The organism is Microbacterium sp. USHLN186 (assembly GCF_037145155.1).
Lineage (GTDB): Bacteria > Actinomycetota > Actinomycetes > Actinomycetales > Microbacteriaceae > Microbacterium.
In genome coordinates this window covers 268,768-286,094 of record NZ_JBBCYA010000001.1, presented here as the reverse complement: position 1 = coordinate 286,094, position 17,327 = coordinate 268,768, and the positions used below count along the sequence as shown (strand labels likewise).

The 17,327-nt window shown below is 68.9% G+C and carries 12 protein-coding genes; 7 read left to right on the top strand and 5 right to left on the bottom strand.

Going from position 1 to position 17,327, the window contains the following annotated elements; genetic code table 11:
* Positions 1-4 precede the first annotated feature (4 nt).
* Both WFG93_RS01295 and WFG93_RS01290 read right to left on the bottom strand, forming a co-directional pair.
* Entirely contained in the window at positions 5-1,474 is a 1,470-nt protein-coding gene (locus tag WFG93_RS01295) for a peptide MFS transporter (protein WP_336644508.1), read from the bottom strand.
* Positions 1,471-2,271 carry a TspO/MBR family protein gene (locus WFG93_RS01290; RefSeq protein WP_336644507.1) on the bottom strand — a complete coding sequence of 267 codons (801 nt, stop codon included), beginning with the start codon at positions 2,269-2,271 and terminating at the stop codon, positions 1,471-1,473. Before WFG93_RS01290 ends, WFG93_RS01295 begins: the two co-directional genes overlap by 4 nt.
* Before the next feature lie 121 nt (positions 2,272-2,392).
* Here WFG93_RS01290 and WFG93_RS01285 point away from each other — a divergent pair, with 121 nt between their 5' ends.
* Complete coding sequence (locus WFG93_RS01285) at positions 2,393-3,082, top strand: GNAT family N-acetyltransferase (RefSeq protein WP_336644506.1); 690 nt, start codon at positions 2,393-2,395, stop codon at positions 3,080-3,082.
* On the opposite strand, the gene WFG93_RS01280 is transcribed toward WFG93_RS01285, so the two are convergent.
* Positions 3,072-3,488, bottom strand: a complete 417-nt coding sequence (locus WFG93_RS01280) for a VOC family protein (RefSeq protein WP_336644505.1) — start codon at positions 3,486-3,488, stop codon at positions 3,072-3,074. The genes WFG93_RS01285 and WFG93_RS01280 overlap by 11 nt on opposite strands.
* Positions 3,489-3,597: 109 nt before the next feature.
* On the opposite strand from WFG93_RS01280, the gene WFG93_RS01275 reads away from it, so the two are divergent.
* On the top strand, positions 3,598-4,983 hold the full coding sequence (locus WFG93_RS01275) for a glycine--tRNA ligase (protein WP_336644504.1): 1,386 nt from the start codon (positions 3,598-3,600) through the stop codon (positions 4,981-4,983).
* Positions 4,984-5,402: 419 nt separating this feature from the next.
* Here WFG93_RS01275 and WFG93_RS01270 read toward each other — a convergent pair whose 3' ends face one another.
* The gene (locus WFG93_RS01270) at positions 5,403-8,396 is read right to left on the bottom strand and encodes an alpha-mannosidase (RefSeq protein WP_336644503.1); all 2,994 of its coding nucleotides are present in this window, start codon (positions 8,394-8,396) and stop codon (positions 5,403-5,405) included.
* Between the two features lie 89 nt (positions 8,397-8,485).
* Here WFG93_RS01270 and WFG93_RS01265 point away from each other — a divergent pair, with 89 nt between their 5' ends.
* Positions 8,486-9,511: a LacI family DNA-binding transcriptional regulator gene (locus WFG93_RS01265; RefSeq protein WP_336644502.1), complete on the top strand. Its 1,026-nt coding sequence runs from the start codon at positions 8,486-8,488 to the stop codon at positions 9,509-9,511.
* Between the two features lie 7 nt (positions 9,512-9,518).
* Here WFG93_RS01265 and WFG93_RS01260 read toward each other — a convergent pair whose 3' ends face one another.
* Complete coding sequence (locus WFG93_RS01260) at positions 9,519-10,820, bottom strand: glycoside hydrolase 5 family protein (protein WP_336644501.1); 1,302 nt, start codon at positions 10,818-10,820, stop codon at positions 9,519-9,521.
* 142 nt (positions 10,821-10,962) lie between these two features.
* Here WFG93_RS01260 and WFG93_RS01255 point away from each other — a divergent pair, with 142 nt between their 5' ends.
* Genes WFG93_RS01255 through WFG93_RS01240 form a run of 4 tightly spaced genes read left to right on the top strand, consistent with a single transcriptional unit; the run spans position 10,963 to position 17,306 of the window.
* Positions 10,963-12,258, top strand: coding sequence for an ABC transporter substrate-binding protein (locus tag WFG93_RS01255; RefSeq protein ID WP_336644500.1), 1,296 nt, complete (start codon positions 10,963-10,965; stop codon positions 12,256-12,258).
* A 55-nt stretch (positions 12,259-12,313) separates the two neighbouring features.
* Entirely contained in the window at positions 12,314-13,201 is an 888-nt protein-coding gene (locus WFG93_RS01250) for a carbohydrate ABC transporter permease (protein WP_336644499.1), read from the top strand.
* Positions 13,198-14,124: a carbohydrate ABC transporter permease gene (locus tag WFG93_RS01245; RefSeq protein WP_336644498.1), complete on the top strand. Its 927-nt coding sequence runs from the start codon at positions 13,198-13,200 to the stop codon at positions 14,122-14,124. The genes WFG93_RS01250 and WFG93_RS01245 overlap by 4 nt, the downstream gene beginning before the upstream one ends.
* On the top strand, positions 14,121-17,306 hold the full coding sequence (locus WFG93_RS01240) for a GH92 family glycosyl hydrolase (protein WP_336644497.1): 3,186 nt from the start codon (positions 14,121-14,123) through the stop codon (positions 17,304-17,306). Before WFG93_RS01245 ends, WFG93_RS01240 begins: the two co-directional genes overlap by 4 nt.
* The last annotated feature ends 21 nt before the right edge of the window (positions 17,307-17,327 follow it).

Here is a 17,327-nt window from a genome sequence, read left to right as displayed (position 1 = left end):
CGCGTCAGCGTACGCCCTTCATGAGCTTCAGCACCGGCTTCGCCGAGATCCCCAGACCCACGCCGACGGCGACGGCGATGAGGCCGAGGATGGTGAAGTAGGGCACTTCATTCGTCGGATCGTAGAACCTCACCAGCCATCCCGAGATCGCCGTGCCCAGCGAGACCGACAGGAAGAACAGCGCGACCATCTGGGTCTGGAAGCGGGCCGGAGCGAGCTTGGTGGCGGCGGACAGACCGATCGGCGACAGCAGCAGCTCGGCGACCGTGAACACGAACAGGATGCCGACGATCGCCAGCAGCGGAGTGGAGTTCGGGCCGCCGCCAGCGAAGGGCAGGAACAGCAGGAACGCACCGCCCATGACGATCGCACTGAGCGCGAACTTCAGCGGGGTCGCCGGCTGGCGCTTACCCATCCGCGTCCACAGCGCCGCGAACACGCCGGAGAGCACGATGATGAAGACCGGGTTGATGGACTGCACCCACGACACCGGCATCTCCCAGCCGAACAGGGTGCGATCCAACCGCTTGTCGGAGTACACGGTCAGCACCGTGAACTGCTGCTGGTACAGCGACCAGAACGCGACGCTCGTCACGAAAAGCGGCAGGAACGCCCACACCCGCGAGCGCTCCACGGGCGTGATGCGGCTGCTGGAGAGGATGACGGCGAAGTACGCCACGCTGGCCGCCAGTGCGGCGATGATCACGATCGTGGCGAGGTTGTCGGCGCGCACGACGCCGGTCAGCACGAGCACGGCGATCAGTGCCAGCGCGGCCACAGCGAGCACGGCGACGAGAGGGTAGCGACCACGCGGCAGCGGGTTGGGCACCTCTCGGGCGGAGTCGGGCAGACCGCGTCGGCCGAAGGAGTACTGGATGAGTCCCGCGGTCATGCCCACGGCCGCGAGTCCGAAGCCCCAGTGGAAGCCGGCGGTGGACTGCAGCAGGCCGGTGAGGATCGGTCCGAAGAAGGCGCCGAGGTTGATGCCCAGGTAGAACAGCGAGAAGCCCGCGTCACGGCGCGGATCCTCAGCGGAGTACAGCGTGCCGACCACCGAGGTCGCGTTCGCCTTCAGCCCTCCGGAGCCGAGGGCGATGAGCACCAGGCCCACCCCCACCCCGAGCAGCCCCGGGAGCAGTGCGAGAGAGAGGTGACCGGCGACGATGACGACGGCGCTGCCGAACAGCACCCGCTCGGAGCCGAAGAGCCGGTCGGCGAGCCACGCGCCGAGGATGGTGGAGAGGTAGACCGATCCGCCGTACGCGCCGACGATGCCGCCCGCGACCGCCTCGGGGATGCCCAGACCGCCGCGCGTCACGCTGAAGTACAGGTAGATGAGCAGGATGCCCTGCATGCCGTAGAAGCTGAACCGCTCCCACATCTCCACGCCGAACAGATGAGCGAGGGCGCGCGGCTGTCCGAAGAAGCGGGTGTCGTTGTGCGCCGACTGGTCGGCGGCGGACTCGGTCGTCATCCCTCCAGGGTACGCGCCACGGGCTCGCGGACGCGGGCGCGGCCGGCGATCCCGGCCAGCACGATGACCACGGCGGCCGCGATTCCGGCGATGCCGATCGCCGTGCTGTGCGGCTCGCCGGTGAGACGTCCGACGGCGAGCCACGCGAGCCCCCACGCGGTCGCGAGGGCGGGAGCGATCCGACGGGTGACCAGCGCGCCGAGCGCGCCGATGATCGTGACGACGACGAGGACCGCCACACCCCACACGTCCGCCTGGTCCGCGAGGTCGTCCGGCAGGGTCTGCGTGAGCCAGGCGGCGGTGTTCGCGACGGTGGCGATCGTCACCCAGCCGAAGTGCAGGCCCATGGTGCCGTCGAGCAGGATGAGCTCCAGCCACCCGGCGGCCGGCCGACCGAGGCGCACGATCACCACTGCCAGCACGATGAGCAGCAGCGCGATGACCACGACGGTCAGGGGCAGGGTGAGATAGCGGGCGGCGACCAGCCACAGGCCGTTCAGCACCATCGACAGCGCGATCCACCACCCGGTGCGCACCTGTCGCGGGTTGGTCCGCTGCGCGGGCAGCGCCTGCCAGATCGTGTACGCCGCCAGGCCCAGGTAGATCACCGACCAGATCGCGAAGGCGGGTCCTGCCGGGGCGAGGTAGGAGCCCTCGGCGGACAGCGCGCCGTTCTGCAGCTCATCCACGGAGTCGCCGCCGAACGCGCCTCCGCCCACTGCCGCACCGATCAGCATGAACACCGCCGCCGCGATGACGCTGGACTGTCTGAGGATGTCTCTGCCGGCGCTGTGCATGGCCCCGACTCTACTCGGCGGCCTGTCGTTCGCCCCGTTGTCGGTCGCGGCGGTCGCGGTCTCGCCCGTTCTCCGGTGGCCCGCGTTTCCGCATTCGCGTCGAGGAGGGCAGACTGACACCGTGCGCACCATTCGAGATCTCGACACCGTTGAACTGATCATCGAGGCCCAGGAGCTGCTGGATTCCATCCGCGGTCCCGAGCGTGTCATCGATGCGGGCACGCTGCGCGCGCTGCAGCATTCCGGCAACTACGTCGTCGGCCTGTTCGACGACGAGGGCGGCGAGGAGCGGATGGTCGGCGCGTCGATCGCGTTCTTCGGGGTGCCCGCTCGTCGCACCATGCACTCGCACATCACCGCGCTGCTGCCCGAGTACCGGGGGCGCGGCTGGGGCCGCGAGCTCAAGGAGCATCAGCGGCAGTGGGCCTTCTCGCGCGAGGTCGGCCGGATCACCTGGACGTACGACCCGCTCGTCGCGCGCAACGCGCACTTCTTCCTCACCGTGCTGGGCGCGCGGGTGAGCGGCTACTCGGTGAACCGGTACGGCATCTTCGGTGGCGGCGACGCGGGCGACGAGAGCGACCGGCTGGACGTGGACTGGGCCCTCGCCGACATCGCCAAGCCCCCGGCATCCGACGCCGTGGTCGCGACCCTCGAGATCCCCGACGACGTCGAGGCGATGCGCGTCGCAGACCCGGATGCCGCGCATGAGTGGCGCCTGCGCCTGCGCGGTGAGATGGAGCAGCTGCTCGGCCGCGGCCTGCGCATCGCGGGCTTCGACACCGCGCGCGGCTACCTCTTCACCGAGTAGGCGGCAGCACGAAGGTGCCGGTCTCGCCGGGGTTGACCGCGATCTCCCAGCGGAATCCGTCGGGGTCGGCGAAGTAGCCGGAGTATCCGCCCCACTCGCGGTGTGTCGCGGGCGTCACCGTGGCGCCGAGCGCCGCGGCCTCGGCGAGCACCGCGTCGACCTCTGCTTCGGTGGCGAGGTTGTGCGCGAGGGTGAGGGGCGCGATGCCGGATGCCGGGGCCGCCCCGATCTCGGCGGTGAAGCCGGCCACGCTCCACAGCGACAGGATCAGGCGATCCGCGACCGGCAGCATGATCACCTCGTCCGCCTCGAAGATGGGCCGCCACCCGAGGCCGTCGACGTAGAACGCCCTGGTGCGGGCGACGTCGGCCACGGCGAGGGTGATGAAGCTCACGCGTTGCTGCATGCCTCCAGCATCCACCCGTGGCCGACATCCCGGAAGAGCGTCGCGGGTAGGATTGGGATGCCCGTGCTCACGGGCTTCTCACCCGCAGCATCCGACCATTGGAGCCACCGTGGCCGAACAGTCCCGTCTTGACAAGGTCATCGCCCTCGCCCGCCACCGCGGGTTCGTGTTCCAAGCGGGTGAGATCTACGGCGGTTCGCGTTCGGCCTGGGACTACGGCCCACTCGGCACCGAGCTGAAGGAGAACATCCGTCGGCAGTGGTGGCAGACGTTCGTCCGCGGCCGCGGCGATATGGTCGGCCTCGATTCGTCGATCATCCTGCCGAAGCGCGTGTGGGAGGCATCCGGGCACGTCGCCACCTTCTCCGACCCGCTGGTCGAGTGCCTGCAGTGCCACAAGCGGCACCGTGAGGACCACCTCGTCGAGGCGTTCGTCGCGAAGAAGGGTCGCCAGCCCGAGAACGGCATGGCCGACATCGTCTGCCCCGACTGCGGCACCCGCGGCAAGTGGACCGAGCCGAAGTCGTTCTCCGGCCTTGTGAAGACCTACCTCGGCGTCGTCGACGACGAGTCGGGTCTGCACTACATGCGTCCCGAGACCGCGCAGGGCATCTTCGTGAACTTCTCGAACGTGCTCACCGCGTCGCGCAAGAAGCCGCCGTTCGGCATCGGCCAGGTGGGCAAGGCGTTCCGCAACGAGATCACCCCCGGAAACTTCATCTTCCGCACTCGCGAGTTCGAGCAGATGGAGATCGAGTACTTCGTGCCGCCGGCCGATGCGAACGAGTGGTTCGACCACTGGGTCGAGGCGTGCTGGAACTGGTTCGTCGAGCTCGGCATCCACCCCGACAACATCCGACGGTTCGACGTGCCGGAAGAGGACCGCGCGCACTACTCCGCCGGCACCATCGACGTCGAGTACCGCTTCGGCTTCCAGGGTTCGGAGTGGGGCGAGCTGATGGGTGTCGCGAACCGCACCGACTACGACCTGTCCAGCCACTCCGAGGCGTCGGGCCAGTCGCTGACGTACTTCGACCAGGCATCCGGAGAGCGCTACACGCCCTACGTGATCGAGCCGTCGTTCGGGCTCACCCGCGCCATGATGGCGTTCCTCGTCGACGCGTACGAGGAGGAGGAAGTGCCCAACGCCAAGGGCGGCACCGACACCCGCACGGTGCTCAAGCTCGACCCGCGCCTGGCGCCGGTCAAGGTCGCCGTGCTGCCGTTGTCGCGCAACGAGCGGCTGTCGCCGCTGGCGCGCGAGGTGGCCGACACCCTGCGCGGCAACTGGACCGTCGACTTCGATGACGCCGGCGCCATCGGCCGCCGTTACCGTCGTCAGGACGAGATCGGCACCCCGTTCTGCGTCACGGTCGACTTCGACTCGCTCGACGACAACGCAGTGACCGTGCGCGATCGCGACACCATGGGGCAGGAGCGCGTGCCGCTGGAGAACCTCGAGGTGTACCTGGCGGAGCGCCTGCGCGGCGCCTGAAGCACGCACTCGCTTCTCGCTGGATGCGACGAAGCCCCGATTCCAACGATCGGAATCGGGGCTTCGGTGCGCATCAGCGCCGGATCAGCGCCGGATCAGAAGTCCTCGCCCTCGGCCTGCGACGGGTGACGGTCGAACCAGTAGGGGCGGCCGATGTGCAGCAGGGCGTCGGTGTCGATGAGGTCGTTCTCGCGGTCCATGTTCGTGGCTCCTTCGCGCGGATGTGGATGGCTTGAATCCAGCCTCACCCGAGAGCGCCGATTCTTGCTCGGCTTCCCATCCGAAAGATCCCAAGTTCCTTCCCCCGCAGTAAGACCTCCCCGCCTCAAGACCCGAACCACCGTCCTCCGGTATGAGTTCGTGCCGCTGGAAACCAATTCAGGCGGCACGAACTCATACCGGAGCGAGAAGCGGGTGGGTCAGGGGCGGGAGACGCGCAGGGTGCGCACCTCGAACGGCTTGAGCGCTAGCTCGCCGCCGGTGCGGGCGTCGTCGAGGTCGTCCTCGATCAGGCTCACCTCGCGGATGCCCGAGTGCTCGAACCCGATCGACAGCTCGCCCCTCGTGCGACGGCCGAGCGACTCGTAGACGCGCACGATGACGTCGCCGGAGCGGTCATCGGCGAGCTTGACCGACGACACGACGATGCCTGCGCCGGTCACCGAGACCAGCGGCTCGACCTCGTTCGCACCGCGCACGAGCGTCGCCGGCGCATTCAGGCGGATCCCCTCGGCGGTGGCGATCTCGGCATCCGCTCCGATCACGAAGCCCACCTCGATCTCGTGGTGACCGTGGTCGGTGTCGGGATCGGGGAACCGCGGCGCGCGCAGCAGCGACAGCCGGATGGTGGTGCTGACATCGTCACCGTCCACGTCGCGCGAGGTGTCGTAGCCGTAGATCGAGTCGTTCACCAGTGCGACACCGAAGCCGTCGTCCTCCTGCGCGAGCACGAAGCGGTGCATGGAGGTCTCGAACTTCGCCGCCTCCCAACTGGTGTTCACGTGCGTGACCCGGCGCTGGAATCCGAACTGCGTCTCGGCGAGCGTCTCGCGAGCGAAGAGATCGAGCGGGAAGGCCAGCTTGAGCAGCTTCTCGGTCTCGTTCCAGTCGATGTCGTTCAGCAGCAGCACCGTGCGCGAACCCGGCGCCAGGATGATGGTCTGCGTGATCTTCGACTGCGAGAACTCGCGGGTGACGAGCACGGTCGCCGTGCCGTCGATGACCTCGGCCGAGATCGTCGAAACGGCGGTCAGGTCGTCGACTCGGTTCTTGTAGTACCTGTCGATGTCCCACGCGTCCCACATGTTGGGGAAGTCCTGATGCAGCTGGAAGAGGTTCGCCGGCTTCCCAGCGGGGATCGCCTCGCGGCCCGTCGCCTTGTCGATCGCCGAGGTGATCAGGCCCTCGGGCGAGATGGTGACGACGACGAGGTCGTTCTCGAGACGGTATCCGCCGTCGATCTCCGACAGCGTGACATCGTCCGTCTCCTCGCCGCCGGAGACCCGCGCCCCCAGCGCACGACCGCGGCCCACCGACGTCGGGGTGAACACGAGCACCCGCTCGCCTTCGCCCGCCAGCGACTCGCGCGCCGCGGCCGACAGCGCCTCGGCATCCGAGATCACGTCCGTGAGCACCTCGACCGCCTCGCGGTGCACCCACGCGATCGACGTGCCGGGCAGGATGTCGTGGAACTCGTGCAGCAGCACGAGCTGCCACAGCCGGTCGAACTCCTCGTAGTCGTACGAGGCGCCGAGCCGCACGGCGGCCGTGGCCGCCCACAGCTCGGCCTCGATGAGCGCCTGCTCGGCCCAGCGGTGCAGCGCCTTCGTCGCGTGCTGGCTGGTGAGCGTGCCGCGGTGCAGTTCGAGGTACAGCTCGCCGACCCAGACCGCGGGGTCGGTCAGCTCGGCCTTGGCGTCGTCGAAGAAGGCGTCCGGATGCTTCCACTCGACCTTCGCCGAGCCCTCGAGATCGGCCAGGCGCGTGGCCTTGCCCGTCATCTCACGGGTCGTGCCACCGCCGCCGTCGCCCCAGCCGACCGGCGCGATCGACATGGTCGCCACGCGGTTCTCCTTGAACTGCCGCGACGCCTTGGCGACCTCCATGCCCGAGAGCTGCGAGTTGTAGGTGTCCATCGAAGGGAAGTGGGTGAACATCCGCGATCCGTCGATGCCCTCCCACAGGAAGCTGTGGTGCGGGAAGACGTTGCGCTGGTTCCACGAGATCTTCTGCGTGAAGAACCACTCGAATCCGGCCCGGCGCATCAGCTGCGGCAGGGCGGGGGAGTACCCGAAGCTGTCTGGCAGCCACACGCCCTTCGAGCGGATGCCGAACTCGCGCTCGAAGAAGCGCTGGCCGTGCAAGAACTGGCGCACCAGCGATTCGCCGGTCGGCATGACCGTGTCGGACTCCACCCACATGCCGCCCAGCGGCAGGAAGCGGCCGGCCTTCACCGCGTCGCGAACCCGCTCGAAGACCTCGGGGCGGTGCTCCTTGATCCACGCGTACTGCTGTGCGCTGGACATGCCGTACAGGAAGTCGGGCTGCTCTTCGATCAGCGCTGTCATCGAGGAGGTCGTGCGGGCGACCTTGCGGATCGTCTCGCGCACCGGCCACAGCCATGCGGAGTCGATGTGCGCGTGGCCGACGGCGGCGATGCGGTGCGCGCTGGCGTCGGCGGGGGACGCCAGCACCTCGGCCAGCTGCGCGCGGGCGTCACCGGCGGTCTCGACGATGCGCTGCAGGTCGAGCACGTCGAGCGCGTCGTCGAGGGCCTGCAGGATGCGCATGCGGCGCGGGCTGGTCTCGGGCAGCTCGGCCTGCAGCTCGAGCAGCACCTCGAGGTCGAGCGAGAGGTCGAAGACCTCCGGCTCGAACACCGCGAGGTCCATGTGCCGCACCCGGTACAGCGGCTCGGCGGAGGAGGTGCGGATGTCGCCCTCCTGGGTGGGCAGGAAGGGGTGGTAGTCCAGAAGCACAGGGTTGGCAGCGCCCTCGAGGTAGAGCTCGACCGGATGCCCGGCGGCGGCGTCGACTGGCACCCACTGGTTGCGGGGGTTGATGCTCTTCACCGGCGTTCCGTCGGGACGGTAGACGAGCGCCTCGCACTGGAAGCCCGGCATGTTGATGTCGAAGCCGAGGTCGATGAGCGCCTCGACCTTCCTGCCCCGCCATTCCGCAGGCACCTCGCCGCGCACGCGGAACCAGGTGGTGCCCCAGGCGGGTCCCCACACGCTCCCGGCGGTGAACGGCTCGAACTCGAGGCCCAGCCCCTCGGAAGGGCTGACGGGCTCGCCGGGCAGCTGACGGGCGGCGATCTCGAGCGGCACTCGGGCGGAGTGGATGGCGGGGCGGATCCGTTCGAGCAGCACGCGGTTCACACGTCCGACGGTCAGCGAGGTCTCTTCGTGCACGGGGCGCTCCTTCGCGATGGGAGAATGGGGGCGATCAGCCGGGGGGCCAGGGGTCGATCGTAACTAAAACGATCTAGTACGGTGAGTCTATGCCACGGTCCAAGCGTGTCACCATCGCGGATATCGCACGGCAGGCGGGAGTGTCGCCCGGAGCGGTGTCCTTCGCGCTGAACGGCCGCCCCGGAGTCAGCGAGGAGACCCGTCAGCGCATCCTCGCCATCGCGGACCAGCACGACTGGCGCCCCAGCTCCACCGCACGCGCCCTCGTGGGCGCCCGCGCCGGCGTGATCGGTTTCGCGGTCAACCGCCCCGCTCGCACACTCGGCACCGAAGCCTTCTTCACCGACTTCATCGCCGGGGTGCAGTCATCCCTGGCGACCCAGCGCGTGGGTCTGCAGCTCGTGGTCGTTCCCACTCTCGAAGAGGAGCTCGAGACCTACCGCCGCTGGCGGCGCGCCAACCAGGTGGACGGCGTGCTCGTGCTCGATCCGCGGGTGGACGATCCGCGCCCCGGTCTGCTGCGCTCGCTCGGACTGCCGTCGATCACCATCGGCGGCCAGCCGTCGCAGGGCGGCGAGCACGCCACCCTCTGGCTCGACGACAGCGCGGCCGCCGACACCGTGTTCGGCTACCTCGCCGGCCTCGGTCATCGCCGCATCGTCTACGTCTCCGGCGCCGCCGCCCATGAGCACGTGCGCCTGCGTCGCGGGGTTCTCGAGGGGCTGTCAGCGCGCGGCGTGCATGGCGAGGTGTTCGAGACCGACTACTCGCCGAATCGCGTCACAGCCGTCATGCGGGCTCTGCTCAGCCGCGCCGAGCTGCCCACTGCGGTGGTGTTCGACAACGACATGATGGCTCTCGCCGGCCTGCGGGTCACGCAGGAGATGGGCGTGCGCGTGCCGGCTGAGCTGTCGCTCGCGTCGTTCGACGACTCGATCGTGACGGGACTCGTGCATCCGTCGATCACGTGCCTCACTCGCGACACGTTCCTGCTCGGTGAGCACGCGGCGGACTTCCTGCTCGAGCAGCTGAACGCCCCGGAGGTGCTGCCGGACCGCCGCGGGCCGGTGCCGACGCTCACCGTACGCGAGAGCACCGGCCGAGTGCCGTCCTGACCGCGGGTCAGCCCACCACCGTGTTGTTCGACGCGTAGACCGGCACCTGCTGCGACAGGTCGGGGTGCACCAGCTCGGTGATCCCGCGTGATGCCAGCGCCGTGGCATCCGCCGCCTGCGCCGACGTCACGAAGGTGGCGTCGACCCCGCTCTCACACGCCTGCACCCACGCCTCGAAGATCGGGCCGCCCGGCGCGAGCGCCCCTCGGCTGATCGGGGTGTCGTCCTCGTCGACCTCGATCACGATACCGAGCTGGCGCGGAACCCGCGGCCCGCGCTCGCGCAGCTCGGGAATGATCTCCGCGAAACGGCGGCCGATCGGCTTCACCGCGCCGGACTGGTCGATGAGCCCGAGCGAGTACTCCAGCTCGGGGAAGTCGACCAGCGTGCGGCTGACGTCGTGTGAGCACCACCAGGTCACGCCCCACAGGTTCTCGGTGCGCGCGGCGTTGCGCACGGTCGCCTCGAGGAAGCCCGGCATCTCGTCCTCCGTCAGGCAGTTCGAAGGTGCGCCGACCTCCTGCAGCCAGGTGCGTCGCTGCGGGTCCGTCGCGAACGCGCGGGACACCTCGATCATGTATTCGGCGTGGCGATCGGATGCTGCGGAGCGCCCGCCGTACCGCTGCGCGGTGCCGTTGAAGATCCACGAGTGCACGGTCGTCATCGCGCCGAGCCGGGCCGCGAGGGCCGGTGTGAATCCGTGGCCGTCGAGGTACCAGGCGGCGTCGTATTCGCTGTGCACGTGCTCCTGGCCGGGGGCGGTGGAATCCGCCGCGTCCAGGAGCGTGGTGATCCAGTTCGCCGCCTCAACGGTGGTCACCGGCCAGGGGGAGGGATGCACCGACGCGGAGAACTGGTTGGTCTCGTTGCCGGTGGTGAAGCCGAGGAAGTTCTTCGCGTCACCGAGCGCCTCCGCCAGCCGCTCGACCAGCGCGACCTGCCCGCTGAGAGCGTCCGGGTGCGTGAACATGTTCTTGTCGTGCCAGGTGTACAGCCACGATGGCATGAAGTCGAAGCTCGACAGATGACCCTGGATCACGTCGACGCTCACGTCGAGGCCAAACTCCGCTCCCACGTCGACGACCGCGCGCACGTCGGCGACGGCTTCCGCGCGGATCAGTGAGCGGTTCGGCTGCAGCACGGTCCACAGCGGGAAGATCCGAAGATGGTCGAGGCCCAGCGTGGCGAGCCCGGCGAAGTCGCGGCGCACGTCGTCGAGGTTCAACGAGAGCCAGGAGTGCATCCAGTTCGTCGAGGGCGTGTAGTTCGCGCCGAAGCGGAGGGGCGTGCTGGAGGAGCGGGCGGACATCGCTGTCCTTTCTGGACGGGATCGGAGTTCTCGCTGGACGGAGCGGCTGTGATGTGCAATGCTAAATGCACTATAACGGTTTAGTACGGGATGCCGCCCCAGCCGGGGGAGAACATCCGGACCACTTCGAAGGAGAACGTCCATGAGGATCAGAACGACTCTCGCAATGGGGCTCGCCGCCGTGACTGCGCTGGCTCTCGCAGGCTGCACCGGTGGTACGGCGCCGAGCGGCGCAGAGGCGGGCCCGGTCGACACGAAGGGCGAGCTGAGCGGCGACATCCAGTTTCAGACCTGGTCGCTGAAGAACGAGAAGTTCACTCCCTACTTCGAGGCGCTGATCAAGGACTTCGAGAACGAGCACCCGAAGGTGAAGGTCGAATGGATCGACCAGCCCGGTGACGGCTACCAGGACAAGATCCTCAGCCAGGCCAACTCGAACACGCTGCCCGACGTGCTGAACCTGCCGCCGGACGTCGCCTTCCCGCTCGTCAAGGCCGGCAAGCTGCTCGATCTCGACAAGGCCGACCCGGAGCTCGCGGACAAGTACAACGAAGGCGCGTGGGCCGCGTACAGCGAGTTCGGCGTCGAGGGCACCTACGGTCTGCCCTGGTACCTCGGCAGCGACGAGTCGTGGTGGAACCTCGCTCAGCTGCAGCCCTACGGCGTGACCGAGGAGAACCTGCCCACCACGACCGACGCGTGGCTCGACCTTGCGAAGAAGGTCGCGGCGGACTCGAACGGCAAGGTCAAGGTCGTCTCGTCGATGCCGGGCCTCGACACCTTCGTCTCGGCCGGCATCAAGGTCATGGACGACGACGGCACCTTCGTGTTCAACACACCCGAGGCCGTCGACATCGTGCAGAAGTACGCGGACGCGTACAAGGCCGGCGCGATGCCGCCCGAGGCGCTCACCGGCAGCTACGGCGGCAACGCCGAGATGTACTTGCAGGGCAAGGTCGCGTACTCGACCGGAGGCTCCGGCTTCGCCGGCGACCTGCGCACGAAGGCGCCCACACTGCTCGAGACCACCGTCGCAACTCCCCGTCCCGGCATCCCGCCGCTGTTCGTGCAGGGAGTGAACGTCGCCGCCGACTCGAAGAACAAGGCCGCGGCGCTCGCATTCGCGGAGTTCGTGACCGATCAGAAGAACCAGGTCGAGTTCGTGAAGCTCGCCGTCGGCTTCGCCCCCGGCACCGCAGAGGGTGCCGACGAGGTCGTCGACTCGCTCGGCGAGGACCTCGACCCGGCTCAGGCTCAGGCCATGAAGGTGATGTTCGAGGCGATCCCCGAGGCGAAGGCGACGCCCTTCCAGTGGACCGGCGGCATGACCGACTACCTCAACCAGCAGATGGCGCTGGCGATCCGTGGCGACGCTCCGGCGAAGGACACGCTCGACAAGATCGTGAAGTACGCCAACGACAACCGCATCGACAAGTGACGCGCACCCGCGTCTGACGAGCACGAACACCAGCACCCGGAGGAAGGCAGCACGCATGAAGTCGCACAGGTGGTTCACACCCTGGCTGCTCTTGGCGCCCGCCGTGATCTGGGTGCTGGTGTTCTCGCTCTGGCCGTTCCTGAACACGGTCGTGCTCAGCTTCACCGACGCGCGGCCGCTGCAGCCGGTGCAGCCGGTGGGATTCGCACAGTACGAACGGCTGCTGACCGATGAGCAGTTCCGCTACGCCCTGATCACCTGCCTCATCTACGTGATCGTGTGCGTGCCGCTGCTGACGATCCTGCCCCTGCTGCTGGCGCTGCTGGTCGAGAAGAACATCCCCGGCATCGCGCTGTTCCGCACCACCTACTACTTCCCGGTGATCGCCTCGGTCGTGGTCGTCGCCCTCATCTGGGGCTGGCTCTTCGACAGCCGCGGCATCATCAACGAGGGCCTGCAGTGGATGGGCGTGACCGATCAGCCCGTCGCGTTCCTCGTCGACCGCTGGTGGATGCTCGGGGTCTCGATCCTGCTCACCGTGTGGAAGGGCCTGGGCTACTACATGGTGGTCTACCTCGCCGCCCTCGGGAACGTCGGCAAGGATCTGCACGAGGCCGCGATGCTCGACGGCGCGGGAGCCGGCCGCCGCTTCATCAGCGTCACCATCCCCAGCGTGCGCGGCGCGATGCTGCTGATCTCGGTGCTCGTCGCCGTATCGGCCATGCGCGTGTTCACCGAGCTCGACGTGCTCTCCAACGGCACCGGCGGCCCGGGCGGCTACAACATGTCGATCGTGATGCTGATCCGCCAGGTCGGCTCGGGACTGAGCGGGAACCTCGGCTACGCGGCGGCGATCAGCGTGGCGCTGTTCCTGCTGACGCTCGTGCCTCTGGTCGCGATCGCCCTGATGAACCGTGAGAAGAAGACGAAGGTGCCGGCATGAGCGTCCTGCAGGATCTCCCCGCGTCCCCCGAGCAGACGCAGCCCCAGCAGCTGCGCCTCGACCGCCGCTTCCGCCGGAAGGGATCCGGCGACTTCAGCAAGCCCACGATCGGCGGCCTCATCGGACGCTACGCGCTTCTCGCGCTGGTGCTGGTGCTCTTCATCGGCCCGTTCGTCTGGCAGCTCGCGACCTCGTTCAAGGGCCCGGCCGACGACCTGTACACGTTCCCGCCGAACCTCATCCCGACCGATCCGACGATCGAGAACTACATCAAGGTCACCGACCTGATCCCGGTGTACACCTACGCCTGGCACTCGCTGCTCATCGCCACTGGAGCGGTGATCACCAACGTCGTGCTCTCGTTGTTCGGCGGCTACGCGCTGGCGTGCATGAAGTTCCGCGGCAAGTACATCGCGCTCGGCATCCTGGTCTCGACCATGCTGCTGCCCGGCGAGGTCACCGTGACGGCCAACCTGCTCACGATCAACTCCCTCGGTCTCGCGAACACGCTCTGGGGCGTGTTCCTGCCCGGCGCCGTAGGCGCGATGAACGTCCTGCTCATCGCCACTGCGTGCCGCATGATCCCGCAGGACGTGCTCGACGCGGCGACTGTCGACGGTGCCACCACGTGGCAGCGCATCCGCCACATCGTGTGGCCGAACGTGAAGGGCATGGCCAGCGTCGTCGCCATCTTCACCTTCATCGGCCAGTGGGACGACTACCTGTGGCCGCTCATGGTGCTCACCGACCCGAACAACTACACGCTGACGGTCGGCATGGCCTACCTGAACGGCAACTTCTCGCCGGACCCGCGCCTCATCGCCGCCGGCACCATGGTCGCGCTCATCCCGATCATCGTGCTGTTCTCGCTCATGCAGCGCTTCTTCTTCCAAGGAGTGCAAGAGGGAGCAGTCAAGGGATGATCTCGGCACAGCTGCGGAAGGCAGAGGGTCCTGCGGATCCGCCGTCGTCCCGGCCGCTGGCCGGTGTGCTCGGCGGGCAGGTGCACGCGTTCCGGTTCGAACCGGCCGCCGGGGTGCAGCGCATCGCCCTCACCGAGCTGACCGACTTCGAGGTCGCTCCGGATGCCGTCGTGCACTGGGCCTTCTATGCTGACGGCCCGGCGGCCGTGCGTGCGCCATACGCCGCGCTGGCGGTGACCGTCGACGTCGTCTTCGAGGACGGGTCGCGCCTCAGCCAGCACCAGGGGGTGCGTGATCGCTACGACGTGCCGGTGACGCCGGAGGCGCAGCTGGCTGCCGCGTGGTCGATGCCGGAGCAGTGGAATGCCGACTCGGTGTCGCTGGAGCCATGGGCCGGGCGACGTGCGAGCGTCGAGATCGTGCTCGGCTCTCCGACCCTGGCCGCGGCTGAGGGGCCGGTGGGTGGTTTCGTCGAGGTCGTCGTCGGAAGCACGACGGATGCCTTCGCGCCGCCGCTCGCTGTCGGAGAGGCGGAACTCACGGCGGCGGACCGTGTGGACACCCGTCGGGGCAGCCACTCCGGCGATCGCTTCTCGCGCGGCAACACGATCCCCATCACCTCCGTACCGCACGGCTTCTGCTTCCTCACGCCGGCGACGCAGACGGCCGACACCCGCTGGCCGTACCGCTGGTCCGTGCACGACGCCGCCGAAGGTCGGCCGCTCGCCGCGCTGCAGTTCTCGCATCAGCCGAGCCCGTGGATCGGCGACCGCGGCGTGCTGCAGGTGCGCCCGTTCCGGGGAGATGCCGAGGATGGCGTCGTCCCGGGCGTTGAAACGCTGCACATCGCGCCGGGCGGCGAGCACGCCCGCCCGCACGAGTACCGCGCCGAGTTCGTGGGCGGGGGAACGGCGCAGATGACGGCGACCTCGCACGGCGGCGCTTTCCGCATCCGTGGTGCCGAGCCCGAGGGCACCGTGGGTTTCGTGATCGGCTCGCCGGACGGCGAGGGACGTGTGAGAGCCTACTCCGATGGCACGTTCGACGGCTGGACACCGGAGGGCTCGACCGACTGGGGCAACCCGCCGCGCGCCTACTTCGCCGGGCTCGTCGTCGCAGAGCCGGCAGACATCCGGGTGAGCGGGGGGCGGGCATCCCTCGTGCTCAGCGCGGTCGGCGCGCTCGAGGTGCGCATCGCGCAGTCGTTCCTGTCGGTGGAGCAGGCGCGGCGGTCGCTCGCGCAGGAGCTCGACGCGGCACGCAGCTTCGAGGAGTTGCGCGACGCGCTCCGCGACGACTGGAACACCCTGCTGGACGCAGTGGACATCCCTCCGCTGAACCCCGCCGAGGCTCCATTGCGCGGTCTCGCCGACGGTGAGGCGCGCGCGCAGATCGCGTCTGCGCTGTATCGGCTGCACCTCTACCCGAACACCACCGCCGAGAACACCGGCACCGTCGGTGCCCCGCGCCTGCGCTTCGCCGACCCCACCGTCCCGGCGTCCCCGCACGGCGACGAGACCACGGGCGCCCCGATCGCCGAGGGCGAGCTGTTCGTCAACAACGGCTACTGGGACACCTATCGCACGGCCTGGCCGGCGCTCGCCCTGTTCGATCCGCAGCGCACCGGCCGCATGCTCGACGGGCTGCTGCAGCAGGCAGCCCGCGGGGGATGGATGGCGCGCTGGAGTGCCCCCGGATACGTCGACTCGATGGTCGGCACCTCGAGTGACCAGATCTTCGCGGATGCCCAGCGCTGGGGCATCCGCTTCGATGCGAACGCCGCGTTCGAGACGGCGTGGCGCAATGCGTGCGAGCCCAGCGACGACCCGCGCAAGGGCCGGAAGGGCATCGGGCGCGGCCGCTTCGCCGGATACGTCGAGAGCGACGTGCCCGAGGGGATGAGCTGGAGCCTCGAGAACGCGATGTCGGATGCCGGAACCGCGCGTTTCGCGCATCGGCTGGCCGACTCCACGGGTGAGGCCCGGTACACCGCCTTTGCGCGATACTTCGCCAATAGGGCGCTGTCGTACCGCACGCTGTTCGACCCGGCATCCGGCTTCTTCCGCGGCCGTGACGCCGCCGGTCGCTTCGCGGACGCCTTCGACCCGCGGGTCTGGGGTGGCGACAACGTCGAGACCAACGCGTGGGGGATGTCGGTCAGCGCCGTGCACGACGGCGCCGGCCTGGCTGCGCTGCACGGCGGACGCACCGGACTGCGTGCGCACCTGGACCGCCTGTTCGCCGAACCCGAGACCGGCGATCCGGCCTTCGGCGGCAGCTACGGCACGGTCATCCACGAGCAGCGCGAGGCGCGGGCGCAGCGCAGCGGGATGTGCGCGATCTCGAACCAGCCGGCGCACCACATCCCCTGGATGCACGTGCACGGCGACCGCCCGTGGCAGGCGGGTGCTCTCGTGCACGGGCTGGCCGGCCGGCTCTTCGCCGGCGCGATGATCGGTCAGGGCTTTCCGGGCGACGAGGACAACGGCGAGATGAGCATGTGGTGGCTGTGGGCGGCTCTCGGCCTCTACCCGCTCGAGCTCGCCTCCGGAGAGCTGCGCATCGGCAGCCCGCTCTTCGACGACATCCGCGTCCGACGCGCGGACGGCTCCCGCCTGCGTGTGCGCTCTCGCCGTTCGTCACCGGATGCCCGCTACCTCGCGGCCGCGACGCTCGACGCCGTGCCGCTGGCGCGGGCCGTGCTGCCCGTCGACGCGCTCATCGGGGACGTCCTGCTCGAGCTGACCTTCACGTGCGATCCCGAGGAGGCCGCGCGAGGCGGACTGTGGGATGCCGATGAGCCGGCGGCTCCCTGGCATCCGGACCTCACCGCGTCCGACGGGGCACCCCTGGCGCCGTCGGACGCTGTGCTGTTCGACGACACCGGGGTCGGCGCGGTGAGCACGGCCGACGCGGGCTGGGTGTTCGGCTCGCCGTGCCGCGTGACCGACGTGACCCTCACCGCACTCGAGGACACGCCGGCGGACGCGTGGGTCTGGCAGGCCAGCGATGACGGAGTGCAGTGGCGGGAGGTCGCCGCTACGCACCGGGAGTCGCTGCCCGCTGACCGCATCACCCCGTTCACATTCGCCCAACCTGTCGTCGCCCGCATGCTGCGCGTCCATGCCACCTCGGCGCCACTCGCCCTACGCCAGATCGAGCTGTACGACCTGAGCCGCTGATCCCCCGGAAAACGAAGAAGT